The sequence below is a fragment of the Nostoc sp. 2RC genome, assembly GCF_014222165.1.
Lineage (GTDB): Bacteria > Cyanobacteriota > Cyanobacteriia > Cyanobacteriales > Nostocaceae > Nostoc > Nostoc linckia.
Genome location: NZ_JACKZU010000214.1, coordinates 1 through 13,914 on the forward strand (window position 1 = coordinate 1; position 13,914 = coordinate 13,914).

Consider the following 13,914-nt stretch of genomic DNA (forward strand, 5'->3'; position numbering starts at 1 on the left):
ACAATATGGATTGGCATCTTCTTGGACTGAGTTTTATTACTGTTTTTTTATCGGAATTAGGTGACAAAAGTCAGCTAGCGGCGATCGCACTTACGGGTCGTTGTCAATCTCCACGGGCTGTATTTTTTGGTACGGCGGCAGCGTTAATATTGACAAGTCTTTTAGGAGCATTAGCAGGAGGAGCAGTAGCTCAATTATTACCTACACGTTTGATGAAAGCGATCGCTGCTGTGGGATTTGCCATTCTTGCTGTGCGTCTGCTGTTCTTTAATAATGAGCCGTCCTCTGATAGTGAATAGTTAAAAGTTAATTCTCAGCAGATAAAACTTCCCAACCGGTTCCTTTGTAACCGTATTGAAAAATTTCTGGATGTAAAATTTCTGCCAAAATTTCTAGAGAATCTACCAGTCGCGGCCCCGGACGATTGAAGTAAGAATTACCATCAGTGATGTAGATTCTACCAGTTTTGGTGGCGTGGAGTTTTTGCCATTCCGGCAGTTGAGTTAACAGCTGGGCTTCTTGGCGGGTGCGGTTTAAATCAAAGCCGCAAGGCATAAAAACAATGACATCAGGATTACTTGCTATTAGTGTTTCCCACGGTAAGTGGGGAGAAGGTTGACCGGCAACACTAAACAGAGATTGTCCTCCTGCCAAGTTGACTAATTCCGGAATCCAATTCGCTGCTACCATCAAAGGATTAGTCCATTCGATGCAAGTTACAGTAGGTAACTCGTTTAAACCAAGTCCTTGGATTCTTTGCTGACAAATTTTGACGCGAGCCACTAAATTTTCTATGAGTTTGACTGAATCTACGCCGAAAATGTTGCCTACTCGCTCAATGTCAGCGCAAATATCTTGAAAAATATTGGGTTGTAAAGAAATAATCTGGGGTTGGCTCTCAAAGAGTGTAGCAACTGCTTTTTCAACTTCCTGTAAGCTGACAGCACAGACATCACACTGGTCTTGAGTGAGAATGTGAGTAGGCTGCAACTGCTGTAAAACATCTGTTTTAATTTGATAGATACTGAGAGCAGATTGCAGTAAATTATTGACTTCATCGTGAATTTGGCTGCTGGAAGCCTTGGAGCTTAAGCGTGCTTGAGTACAAATAGGGCGATTTTCGATTTCTGGAGGATAATCGCATTCGTGCGATCGCCCTACAATCGCATTCACCAATCCTAATGCTGCTAAAATCTCTGTTCCGCCTGGAATTAAGGAAACAATTCTTACATTACTATCTCTCATCGCTTCACCTTGGCAACAGCTACCATTAATTTAATTCTCGCAAAGTTCAAGTCATTAGATATCTTTCTGTAGGGGAATTCCAGGGGATTCCAATAGTCACAGAAGAAGAAAAAAGACAAGGGGATGAGGAACAAGGGAAAAAACAGCATGGTCAATGACAAGGGGTTTTCTAATTTTTACTTTGTCCTGTGACTCTTTGTTCTCTTCTTCTACAAAGGTCAGGACAAACCAAAAATCCAAGGGTAATGAGTAGTGTTTGTTGGTATCAAGGTAGTGATTATGGTAATTAATTAAGTAAGTTAGTACAAAAAAGTTAAGCTATGTGAAGAAAAGTAAACAACATTCAAACTCTTTTCCCTTCCACATCCCTACCCGATCCCAACAAGAATTATTTACCTAGACATACTTAAGTGATGTAATGATTACATTGGCAGTGCAAGCCACTTTTAAAAATTCTATACTACTTGATAGCTAAACAATTTTAAATGCCAATTATGATTCGTTGAGGCAAAAAAGACTGGTATCAAGACAGAGAACTGATTGGCAAATTATAGTTTGGAAGTCGTTATTCCAAGATGGGAAATTTGATTAAAACAAATATAGTTTCCGGTTATGAAAAACCTTATGGAGTAATTGTAGTTATACAAAGATCGTTCTATCGTTCCCGTAGAACTGCTAGGCAAAATTATTTCTTCTTGAGGACAACTCATGCAAGTGGTGGCTGCTAGAAATATCACAGAGCATAACGAAGCCCAAGGGGGTTTACAAATTAGAGAAGATAGTCGCCGAAAAAAAAGCCAAACCTTGGTGCAACTGGCAAGGAGCAAAACATTTCAGCAAGGTAATCTCAATGCGGCCATCAGAGAAATTACAGAAACCGCTGCTCGCACGCTTTCAGTTGAGCGAGTCGGGGTGTGGTTATATAATGAAGAACGCTCAAGAATGGAATGCATCGATTTATACGATGCTAATACTAAGGAACATAGTTTTGGTAGTTCGATTTTCAAAAAAAATTATCCCGCTTATTTTTACGCTTTAGAACAGGAACGCAGCATTGCTGTAGAAGATGCTAGAAACGATATCAGAACCCAAGAATTATCAGAGTCTTATCTTTGTGTTTTTGGTATCACATCTCTACTGGATGCACCAATTTGGCTAGACGGACGTTTGGTAGGCGTAGTCTGTCACGAACACGTAGGCGAAGGTCGTCAATGGACTCTAGAGGAAGAAACTTTTGCCGGCTCAATTGCAGATTTTGTCACCTTGGCGATGGAAGCAAACCAGCGGAATGCTGCACAGGAAGCGTTGCAACAAAGTGAAGCGAAATTTCGCGCAGTTTTTGAGCGCTCTTGTATGGGAATTGCACTTATAAATATGAAAGCCCAGATAGTCGATACTAATAGGGCACTGTGCGACATTTTAGGATACAGCCGAGAAGAGTTCTACGGCAAACGCTTTACAAATTTTGTTTGTACACAAAAAGGTGATTTAGAAATTTACAAACAATTGGTGTCACAAATTCCCACGGATTTAGGAAAAACTTCAAAGGTTGAAGTTAAAGAACAAGTTGTAGATAGACATCGTATTGAAATGCAAAGACGCTGCCTACATCTTGATGGTAGGTTAGTTTGGACTCATATCTCTGTTTGTGTGATTCCAGATAGCAATGGCCAACCTGAGTTTTTTCTAGCAATGATTGAGGACATTACTGAACGCAAGCAAACAGAACTAAAACTACGTGCTTCCCAAGAAGCAGCAGAAGCAGCCAGTCGAGCAAAAAGCGAATTTTTAGCAACCATGAGTCACGAGTTGCGAACGCCTCTAAATGCCATCATGGGCTTATCGCAATTGCTACAACAAGAAATAGTTGGCTCTCTCAATGAAAAACAGAAGGAATACATTAATTGTATATACACAAGTGGCGAACAGTTACTGGCAGTGATTAATGATATTTTGGACTTGTCTAAGGTGGAAGCAGGTAAGGAAGAATTGTTGCTTTTACCTTTACCAGTGTCAGAGATATGTAACTATGCTATATCAACGGTGCGCGATGCAGCTTTAGAAAAGGGATTGCACCTCATATATGAAATCGATACTGAAGTAGATACTTGTATTGCTGATGAACGACGCATCAAACAAATGTTACTGAATCTGCTTACCAATGCTGTTAAATTTACCCCAGCAGGTAAGGTATCGTTGGTAGTGAAAAAAGTATCCCAAGGAATGAAATTTATCGTTTCTGATACTGGAATTGGGATTGATTCAAGCCAGTTTCATTTTTTATTTGAACCATTTAAACAGCTCGATAGTAAGTTAAATCGGCAGTATGAAGGCACGGGTTTAGGTTTAGCTTTGACACGCAAATTAGCGCGTTTACACGGTGGAGATGTGACTGTTACATCCACTTTAGGAGAAGGTAGTCAGTTTACTTTATTTCTACCTAATCGATTTCATCTGGGAGATGAGGAAGAAAGTGAAAATTGTAGTATCTCCACATTGCCTTCTCTAGCTATTCCTCAAAATCAAATTATTTTGCTTGTGGAAGATGAGCAAAATACTGGTATTGTCTTACAAGATTATCTGCAAACAATTGGTTACCAAGTCAAGTGGATCAATAGTAATGATGATTTTTTAAAGCAGGTACAAACCTTAGAGCCTGATTTAATATTGTTGGATGTCCAGTTAGTAGGTGATGCTAGTGGCTGGGATTTATTAAATATTCTGAGACAAGAGCCAGCTTTCCAAGATTTGCAGGTGATAATGATGGGCTTTAGCGAACTTTTAGAAGAGCAAATTTCGATTCTGCAAGCTGGTGCTAACGACTATCTTCTCAAACCAATTAGAGTATTTCAATTAGAGTCAATGTTAATGCGATATTTGGGTGAAAGTGATTTTGACACAGACCAAACACTAATTTAGAACTAATTTGTAAACTAAATCAAAGTTTTTATCTTGTAAGGGTTTCAGGAATTTGAGCAAATCAAGGATTTATTCTTTGAAAGTTATGCCAGCAATAAATAGAGTTTGCTTAAAATTTTGTTTAAGAATCAGCTCTTAAATGTTCGGCGATCGCACTTATATTTCTACTTCCGAAGAGGTGTTGTAAAATAATCTCAATGATGCAAAGCGATCGCTTGATATTATTCGTACTTCAGACATAGCCCAATCCAGACATCGCTGCAATCAATATAAAAATATAAAGATTATACAAAGCTTAGTATTTTTGTATACACACATAAATAAAAAATATGAAGAATATGCAAAGATGTGAAAAACTTTATGCTATTCCAAGACAGAAGAAATGCTGAGATGCTCAGTTAAATTGCTACTTTACTATTTAAAGTATCAAACTGTACCTACATAAATCGATTCATCCCTTCATTCAGCAACGCCCAGATTTTAAGATGGAAATCACTTCTAATAGTATTGATATTAAGAGGAAAAACTGTAATGAAAATTCTTTTAGTTGAAGATGAAAATCGTATTGCTCAAGCACTGGCAGAAGTACTAATTGACCAAAATTATGTTGTTGATATTGCGAATGATGGTCAGGTAGGGTGGGAGTTTGCTACAGCTTTTCCCTATGAATTAATAGTTTTAGATTTGATGTTACCAAAATTAGATGGTATCACTTTATGTCGGCAAATCCGACAAGCGGGCTACTGTACACCTATTTTATTACTAACAGCCAAAGATACTAGTAACGATAAAGTAGTTGGGTTAGATGCAGGTGCAGATGATTATGTTGTCAAACCCTTTGATTTACAGGAGTTAATGGCTAGAATTCGGGCTTTATTAAGGCGTGGTAGTAATATTCTACCTCCTGTCTTTGAGTGGGAAAAGTTACGTCTAGATCCTAATACTTGTGAAGTAACATATAATGGAAAATTAGTAATTCTAACTCCTAAAGAATATAGAATTCTAGAGTTATTCTTACGTCACAGTCACCAAGTTTTAAATCGCCACCAGATTTTAAAACATATTTGGTCTTTTGAAGATCCACCAGGAGAAGAAACCATAAAAGTTCATATTCGGAGTCTAAGACAAAAATTAAAATATGCTGGGGCTAGTTGTGATTTTATTGAAACAGTTTATGGTTTAGGCTATCGACTCAAACAAACTTTTTAAATCGATGTTTCAGACTTTAGGTAGGCGGCTTTTACTTTCTTATTTAGGTGTAATGATCGCAATTTGGGGAACTGCTATTACAGTTGTCTACCATTTTTTAGCTTATAACCTCTATCAAAAACTAGATAATGAAATTATCAACTTAGCAAATGCGGCTGCTCATAATTTAATAGAATCAAAAGTTAAGCAGAAAACATTTATTACTAAATTGCCTCCTGTTTTAGATAATGATGACGATGGAGATTTAGATATTCCCTGGCAAGATTTACGTGCAAGTAATCAAGAAGTAGAATGGTTCAATGTTGATGGTAAGTTATTGGCCAAAGCTGGCAATACTTTTGCTCAGATGCCATTCTCGGCTAATTTTCATGTAAGTCAATCCGCAAAAGTTCGCAGCATTATTATTCCTGTTTATCTACATAGTTTGTCTGAAAAAGATAAAAAGTTGCAAGGTTATGTGCGAGTGAGCGAATCTACAGCAGAATTAGAAGCAGAACTAAAAAGAGTTTTATGGGGATTTGAGTTAGGTGGATTAATTGTTATCATTTTGAGTGGTTTAGGTGGATGGTGGCTAACTAGACAATCGCTACAACCAATCGAGCAAAGTTTTCAGCAATTAAAACAGTTTACTGCCGATGCTTCCCATGAATTGCGTAATCCTTTAACAATAGTTAAAACTTCTGTGGATGTCATGATGAATTATCCAGAGAGAATTCATCCAGCCAATATTAATAAATTGGTAGCAATATCATCTGCAACTAATCAAATGACGCAATTAGTAGAAGATTTACTGTTATTAGCTCGAACTGATGCAGTCACGAATATTCAAAGAATTGATTGGCGCGCGATTCCTTTAGATGAATTATTAGAGGATTTGGTAGAGTTGTTAGAACCCCAGGCAATATCTCAAGAAATCACTCTCAAATCAGAAATATCAACTGAAGTTTTGGTTAAAGGTGAGGTAATTCAACTCAAGCGGTTATTTTCTAATTTGTTACAAAATGCGTTGCAATATACACCAAAGGGAGGAACTGTCATAGTTTCTCTGGTGAAATTAGAGAGGCTGATAGCAATAAATGTTCAAGATACTGGTATTGGTATTGCAGCAGAACAGATCCCGCTAATTTTTCATCGCTTTTGGCGAGCAGATCTGGCTAGAAGCCAGCGAGAGGGAGGTACGGGTTTGGGATTAGCTATTGCTCAGGCGATCGCTAAAACTCATGGCGGTGGTATTATTGTTACCAGTGAAGTTGGGGTGGGTAGCTGCTTTCAGGTACGTTTACCATTAGCCTCTGAGTTTAACTCTTGGGGTTAGGTCGAGTTTTTCTCCCCAACAAACCAGACATACTTAATCCTGTCACTAATAATCCCAAACATCCTAATCCGTTCAAAATTGGATAGATACCTTCAAGATGAAAAATTTCTCCTGTATGAATACTCAGGAGGAAGCTAGCCGGAACTCCCAGATTAAGAGACCATTCGCGGACAAATGTAGTTAACATTCCGGTCAGTACGGTTAAAACCAACGGCAAAGATACAATGATGCCGAGGAGACGATGATACTTACGAAATGAACGTTTCATAGTAGTTCTTTAGTCAATGAATGGGAAAAATCGAGCCTTATCAGATAAGGCTCGACACAAACAATTAGTGTGAGGAGTTTGAATAACCTCTGTTCTAAGATAAAGCACAACAGGTAAAAAACTCGGAAAGAGAAAATCTGATTTCTTTCCGAGTTTTTTACCTTCATACCTTTAATATTTGGAATGGCAGAAATATTACGAGGTATTTTTGCCTATAGTTAGCTGCGAGCTTGTCACACAGGTGATGTACATTAGACCTCTTGCAAAAGTGTTTTTTGCAAGAGTTGGTAAAAGGGAAAAGGTTAAAGGGGAAGGGGACAATACAAAACTTTTCCCCTTTCCCCCTTACCCTTTTCCCGACTTATGCAAGAAGTCTATTGCAGCTATCAAAAGTCTTGAGAAAACAATAGGTGACAAGAACAAATTTTGTTGAGGAGTTAGTTATGAATCGATTTCATCAAACACTTATAGTTGCTTTCATTAGCCTCATAGCTTTGGCTGGATGCAATAATCCCGAACAATCTACTACAGAGACTTCACCTACTAGTAATTCTACTCCGGAAACAGTACCTGCCACTACAACCAACCCTGAAACACCAGCTACTCCCTCAGCTACAAGCGACTTTACAGGTTTACAGGGTGTTGTTACCAATACAAAAACAGCAGTCGAGGCCGGAGATTTTACCAAAGCTAAAGGCGAATTCGACAAATTTGAAGATTTCTGGTCAAAGGTTGAGGATGGAGTTAAAGCTAAATCTCCCAATATCTACAAACAAATTGAAGACACATCAGATGAGATTAAAGCGGGATTGAAATCTGCTGCACCAAACAAACAGAAACTCTCAACAGCCTTAGAGTCTTTGAACAAGAATGTTGCTAGTGTTGCTCAACCTTAAAAAACCAATTATCTAGACCTGTTTTAGTTCTAATTTCATTGTTTGTGTGAGGCAAAAAATGTCAAAAACTATCTTGAGTATTCTTCGTCATGCTCCATTAATTGTGCTTATTCTTGGTAGTAGTCAATTGGTAATGTCTGCGGCCAGCTATGCCAACCCATCACCCGTAAATAACTCTGCATCAAACCCAGGAAGTAATGAAACGCAGTCATCAATGGATTCCCCAGCCACTAGTGATACAGTAGCTCAAGTGACTTCTGTATCTCAATTATCAGATGTACAGCCTACAGATTGGGCATTTCAAGCATTGCAATCATTAGTAGAACGTTACGGTTGTATTGCTGGATATCCTAATGGTACATATCGCGGGAATCGCGCTATGACCCGCTATGAATTTGCGGCGGGTTTGAATGCTTGTCTAGAAAGAATTAATGAATTAATTGCTACCTCAACTAATGATTTAGTTAAGAAAGAAGATTTAGCCACATTACAAAAATTACAATCAGAATTTACGGCTGAACTAGCAACTTTACGGGGAAGAATTGATGCAGTGGAAACACGCACAGCAGAACTAGAGGCGCATCAGTTTTCTACTACAACCAAACTCAATGGTGAAGCGATTTTTGCTGTAGCCGGAATTTTCTCTGGTGATAATGCTAGAGGAGAAAAAATTAATCGGAATACTATTTTAGGCGATCGCGTCCGCCTCAACTTTGATACGAGTTTTACAGGCAAAGATTTACTCAGGACTCGACTCCAAGCGACAAATCTCAATGCTTTCTCTGGAAACTCTACATTCACACCCCAAGGTGATTTGCGGTTTGCGGGTGGAACTTATGCTAATGACAACAACAACGCTGTAGGAATAGATGCACTGTTATATCAGTTTCCTCTCGCCAAGAGTACAAATGTTATTGTGGAAGCCAACGCTGGTGCAGCCGATGATTTTACCAATACAGTCAACCCTTACTTAGATGGAGATGGCGGTAGCGGCGCTATTTCTCATTTTGGCACTCGTAACCCTATTTACTATCTAGTTAATGGTAGTGGTTTAGGCATTCAACATCAGTTCAACAAGAATTTAGAACTCAGTTTGGGGTACTTAGGTAATGATGCAGCTAATCCTCAAAGTAGAAGTGGTTTATTCAACGGAGCGTATGGAGCTATTGCCCAGTTAACTGTCAAACCTACTGAAAAATTTACCTTTGGTTTGACTTACGTGAATTCATATAACAATGACTTTACTGCTAATGGTGGTACAGGCAGTAATCGTGCTAACCTGCGTTCAGCATTACTGAATAATCCTAACTTACCAGATGCTTTAGCTCCATTTTCTGGAGCTGATATATCTACATCCAGTAATGCTTATGGTGCAGAAGCATCATTCCAACTGAGTGATAAATTTGTCTTGGGTGGCTGGGCTGGTTACACTAACACTCGTATCTTATCCAGCAATGGCAGTGGAATTGACCGGGGGAAGCTTGATATCTGGAACTGGGCGGTGACTTTGGCATTCCCTGACTTTGGTAAAAAAGGTAATATCGCAGGTATCGTGGTTGGTATGGAACCTTATGTAACTAGTTCTAATGTTGCCCAAATTGGCAAAGACCAGAAAAACTCATATCATCTAGAAGCGTTTTATCAATATAAGGTGAGTGACAATATTAGTATTACTCCCGGAATTATTTGGTTGACTTCGCCGGATAATAACAGCAATAACAATGATACTGTCATTGGTGCATTGAGAACCACTTTCACGTTCTAACTCAACGTGAGTTCGATGCACAAGATTTTGACCTCACCCTCAACCCCTCTCCTAAAGCCTGATTTTTCGTTACTCCTTCTCCTCGTAGGAGAGAGGCTGGGTGGGTGAGGTTCCGTCGAATTCACGTTAACAGTGGTGTCGAGTCTGCCGTACAGTGATGAGGTTTGGCATTATGCACAATAATAATAAGTGGGTCTTTTATGGTTAAGCCGGTGCATGATTTCGACTCTCCGCAGATCCACTTTTTATAGAAGAAGCGAATATACGGTAGCAACCGCTTTGGGACACGATTAACCCTCCTTCGGTTATTGAAATGTTATGCCATCGCTTTCCATCTACAATAGCGATATCTAGACTGATATCACCATGCGCGCACAGAAAACTCAAGATCGCTTTATGACTCAATTTTTGGCTAAACATATTTTTGAACCATATTGTGGGTATTGTGAACCAAATTTTGACCCTTGTGTTTAAAATTTAAGGGTGAAATTAGTGTGTCTTGCTCTGCATTTTTTAACAAGTCAAAAAGGGTGTCCGCCGAGTAGCGGGTCTGAATCCCCTACTGAAAGATTGCTGAATTCTGTTAGCGGTAGCGGGGCGTTTAGCCCATTCTGAATTGTGTATTCTTCTTCAATTATTAATCAATCGATATACAAATACTAAATTGTGAAAACTATAAACTTTTTCTCATTTTTACATGGGGAATACCAGCTTCTTCAAATATTTCTCCTTCTTCTACAAAGCCAAGTTTTTGATAAAAGCTTTTAATATACTCTTGAGAATGAATCACAACTTCTCGAATATTTTTACTACCTATAAACGAAAGTGCATTTTCCATAATTTTCTTACCAATACCTTGACCTCTAGCTGTAGATAAAACAGCAAGTCTTTCGATTTTGACAGTTTGGTCATCTAAATATCTAATTCTCATAGTGCCCACAGCTTTATCATCTAAATAAGCTAGCAAATGTTCAGATATTTCATCCTTGCCATCAAATTCTAAGGCGGGATCTACCCCTTGTTCTTCTTGAAAAACTGATTTTCTAATTGCAGCGATCGCTGGAAATTCCTCTGGTATTTTAGCAACTTTGATAACTAAATTATTCATCAAACTCTTTCTAGTTTTAAAATATTAAAAAAGTGGGGTTGACCCCACTTAATTTTATACTTTAATCAACTCCCTCAATTGGTGCAAAACCTTGACGCTGAATATTTTCTGTGACTGCGCGTGGTTCTAGGAATTGCAATAAATAATCAGGGCCTCCAGCCTTAGAACCGACTCCAGAAAGTTTAAATCCGCCAAAGGGTTGTCTTGCAACTATCGCACCTGTAATGGTGCGGTTGATGTACAAATTCCCGACTTCAAATTCTGTGTACGCCTGTTGAATGTGGGAAGGTGTTCGAGAATAAAGTCCTCCAGTCAAGGCGTAGTTAGTTCCATTGGCTACTGCTAAGGCTTGTGGGAAATCTTTCACCCGAATTACCGCTAGCACAGGGCCAAAAATTTCTTGTTGGGAAATTACCGCATTGGGGGATACTTCACTAAAAATCACAGGGCCGATAAAATATCCCTGTGATGGTGCTGGTAACTCCAAGGCTAGTTTTGCTTCTGCCTTACCCTTTTCAATATACTCGCGGATGCGATCGCGGGCATTGGCATCAATTACCGGGCCAACTTGGGTACTGGGTAACTCTGCTTCCCCAATGTTCAGAGATTTTGTAGCTTCCACCAAGCGCTGTACAAAAACATCATAAATCGGTTCCAGCACAATTACCCGCGAGCAAGCAGAACATTTTTGGCCGCTGTAACCAAATGCTGATTGCACTACGCCAACAACTGCTTGGTCTAAATCAGCACTTTCATCCACGATAATTGCGTTTTTGCCTCCCATTTCTGCAATTACTCGCTTCATATGCTTTTGCCCAGGTTTGAGCGTCGCTGCTTCTGCGTAAATTCTACAGCCAACTTCTTGAGAACCAGTAAAAGCGATTATATGTGTCTCTGGATGATTTACCAAATAAGCCCCGACTTGGGAACCCTTACCTGGTACGTATTGAAATACACCTTTAGGAAAACCAGCAGCAATTAAAATTTCTGTGAATTTGGCGGCAATCACAGAAGATGTTTCCGCTGGTTTGAGAAGAGTACAATTCCCAGAAACTAGTGCTGCAACTGTCATTCCGCAAGCGATCGCCAAAGGAAAGTTCCAAGGAGAAATCACCACAGCAATTCCCCGTGACTGGTAAATATAACGATTAGTTTCTCCCGGTATGTCATAAATCACACCTTTATCTAACCTTTCCATTTCCTCGGCGTAGTAGCGACAAAAATCTATCGCCTCCGAAACCTCTCCATCAGCTTCCTTAACAGGTTTCCCCACTTCCAAAACCATCCAAGCGGAAAGTTCAGCACGGCGTTGTTCCATCAAATCAGCCGCTTTTCGCAGAATGTTAGCGCGTTCTGCAACTGGTGTTTTCCGCCATTTAGGAAACGCCGCCTTCGCAGCCTGCATAGCTTGTTCGGCTTGTTCAACGCTGATTAATCCGACTTTCCCCACTACCTCACTAAAATTAGAAGGATTGAGAGAATCAACAAATTCCGATGTATTAACATACTCGCCATTAATCAACGGTAAATAAGTTTTACCCAACTGTTGACGAACGCTTGCAAAAGCCTCCGTAGCCTTTTTTCTACCCTCCTCCTCAGCATAATCTGTATCCGCAGCACCGATGAAGGAAGAGGACACGGGGAAATTTTCATTCTCCGCGTCTTTTAGGAGTGGCGGTGCTAAAAGTTCTTCAATGGGTCTATTTTCAAGATTTTGCCTTAAAAATGAACTGTTAGCCGTATTTTCCAACAATCGCCGAATCAAATATGCCATTCCAGGCAATAATTCACCGTAAGGACAGTAAACTCTCACCCGATAACCCCTATCAACCAAAGCCTTGGCGACTTTATCGCCCATACCGTAGAGGACTTGTAATTCAAAGCGACGGCGGGGGACATTTAAAGTTTCGGCTATGGCAATGGCACGGGCGTGCGATCGCACATTATGGCTACCAATGGCAGAATATACATATTGATGATTTTCTAGCAATAACTGAGTGATGGCTTCAAAGTTAGCGTCTGTTGCGGCTTTATCATTGTAAACTGGCTGTGGCCAATGCTTTTGTGCTGCTTTGATAGTTTCCTGATCCCAATATGCGCCTTTTACCAAACGAATTGTTAGGGGATAACCGCGCTGTTTTAACCAAGAAATGACGTTTTTAGCATCTTGCTCGCTATCACGCAGATATGCTTGGATTGTAATCCCAATGTCTGTACGTTGGCGAAACTCTGCTTCTAATAGAAGTTTTTTCAAGATATTCAGAGTTATGTCTTTATAGGCATACTGTTCCATATCAAAATGCACAGCAGCACCTAATTCTTTAGCACGACGTAAAAGAATACGAATGCGATCGCTTACTCGTTCTTCACTACCTTTAGCATCTAATGGGTCAAATTGCGAATAAAACGCCGTTAATTTAACAGAAACCTGGACTTTTGGTAGCAATTCGCCATCTGCCTCATCAATGGCTGGTATGACTGCCCAATTCTTTGATGCTTCCACCAATTGTTGCATTAATTCCAGATAGCGTTCTAGATAAGATTGGGCTTCGGCTTCAGTAATTACCGCTTCACCAAGTAAATCAATGGTGAAGGCCATTTTTTCTTTTCGCAGCCGTTCAACTGTTTTGATGACTTGTTTAATATTTTCCCCAGCAATATATTTATGAGCAAGAGTTTCAACCGCCGTACCAACGGTTGTAGCAGCAACTTGTCCTGGTACAGAGTCAGGGTTAGCAAAGTTTAGCATTCCCTTCAAAGCTGACGGTAATTCTACAGATTCATCCCCTAAATATTCTTGTAAATGAGAGGCAATTTCTGACTTACTGTGCAAAGCAGGTAGTGTATCTATAAACCGGAATAATTGCACCCGCAACCCAGGATTACTCATGGCCCAAGCTAGTAATTTATCATCCCAGCGCATTTGGTCGCGCAGGGAAGCAAAAAACGAACGATTTTCTTGGGTAGCTGCTAGAAGTTGTTTAGCAATTTCTTGAGTTTTAGCTTCGTAGGTGCTGGTTTGTACTTGTAATACCACTGATAAAAAACTCCTTATTCAAGACAAGGTTTTTTGTACAAAACCTGTGTCTTCTATTTTGACGCTTTCACTCTAGTAACTGTTTTAAGTCCTAGTCAAGTTGAGATTTGCCAACTCTACTGGGAAAGGGGAAAGGGGAAAGGGGAAAGGGG

At 39.6% G+C, this 13,914-nt stretch carries 10 protein-coding genes and 1 pseudogene; 7 read left to right on the plus strand and 4 right to left on the minus strand.

Annotation, left to right across the window (positions count from 1 at the left end; genetic code table 11):
- Nucleotides 1–5: 5 nt before the first annotated feature.
- A complete protein-coding gene (locus GNE10_RS21800; RefSeq protein ID WP_099066977.1) occupies nt 6–299 on the plus strand; it encodes a TMEM165/GDT1 family protein in 294 nt (97 codons plus the stop codon).
- A 7-nt stretch (nt 300–306) separates the two neighbouring features.
- On the opposite strand, the gene GNE10_RS21805 is transcribed toward GNE10_RS21800, so the two are convergent.
- Nucleotides 307–1,245 (minus strand): cobalamin-binding protein, encoded by a 939-nt coding sequence (locus GNE10_RS21805; RefSeq protein WP_185566954.1) that lies wholly within the window; start codon nt 1,243–1,245, stop codon nt 307–309.
- Nucleotides 1,246–1,953: 708 nt separating this feature from the next.
- Between GNE10_RS21805 and GNE10_RS21810 the strand changes: the two genes are divergently transcribed.
- The 4 genes and pseudogenes from GNE10_RS21810 to GNE10_RS21825 all read left to right on the plus strand — a co-directional run bounded on the left by GNE10_RS21810 (nt 1,954) and on the right by GNE10_RS21825 (nt 6,688).
- Nucleotides 1,954–4,164, plus strand: coding sequence for a GAF domain-containing hybrid sensor histidine kinase/response regulator (locus GNE10_RS21810; RefSeq protein ID WP_185566955.1), 2,211 nt, complete (start codon nt 1,954–1,956; stop codon nt 4,162–4,164).
- 352 nt (nt 4,165–4,516) lie between these two features.
- A pseudogene (locus GNE10_RS21815) lies at nt 4,517–4,609 on the plus strand (IS1 family transposase); the annotation flags it as partial.
- An 86-nt stretch (nt 4,610–4,695) separates the two neighbouring features.
- A complete protein-coding gene (locus GNE10_RS21820; RefSeq protein ID WP_185566956.1) occupies nt 4,696–5,373 on the plus strand; it encodes a response regulator transcription factor in 678 nt (225 codons plus the stop codon).
- Nucleotides 5,374–5,377: 4 nt separating this feature from the next.
- Nucleotides 5,378–6,688 (plus strand): cell wall metabolism sensor histidine kinase WalK, encoded by a 1,311-nt coding sequence (locus GNE10_RS21825; protein ID WP_185566957.1) that lies wholly within the window; start codon nt 5,378–5,380, stop codon nt 6,686–6,688.
- On the opposite strand, the gene GNE10_RS21830 is transcribed toward GNE10_RS21825, so the two are convergent.
- The gene (locus GNE10_RS21830; RefSeq protein ID WP_185566958.1) at nt 6,672–6,956 is read right to left on the minus strand and encodes a peptidase; all 285 of its coding nucleotides are present in this window, start codon (nt 6,954–6,956) and stop codon (nt 6,672–6,674) included. The genes GNE10_RS21825 and GNE10_RS21830 overlap by 17 nt on opposite strands.
- 443 nt (nt 6,957–7,399) lie before the next feature.
- On the opposite strand from GNE10_RS21830, the gene GNE10_RS21835 reads away from it, so the two are divergent.
- Nucleotides 7,400–7,852 (plus strand): DUF4363 domain-containing protein, encoded by a 453-nt coding sequence (locus tag GNE10_RS21835; protein ID WP_185566959.1) that lies wholly within the window; start codon nt 7,400–7,402, stop codon nt 7,850–7,852.
- Between the two features lie 58 nt (nt 7,853–7,910).
- Complete coding sequence (locus GNE10_RS21840; RefSeq protein WP_221642942.1) at nt 7,911–9,617, plus strand: iron uptake porin; 1,707 nt, start codon at nt 7,911–7,913, stop codon at nt 9,615–9,617.
- 673 nt (nt 9,618–10,290) lie between these two features.
- Here the strand turns inward: GNE10_RS21840 and GNE10_RS21845 are convergent.
- On the minus strand, nt 10,291–10,725 hold the full coding sequence (locus tag GNE10_RS21845) for a GNAT family N-acetyltransferase (RefSeq protein WP_185566960.1): 435 nt from the start codon (nt 10,723–10,725) through the stop codon (nt 10,291–10,293).
- 61 nt (nt 10,726–10,786) lie between these two features.
- Nucleotides 10,787–13,762, minus strand: coding sequence for an L-glutamate gamma-semialdehyde dehydrogenase (gene pruA, locus GNE10_RS21850; protein WP_185566961.1), 2,976 nt, complete (start codon nt 13,760–13,762; stop codon nt 10,787–10,789).
- Nucleotides 13,763–13,914 lie beyond the last annotated feature (152 nt).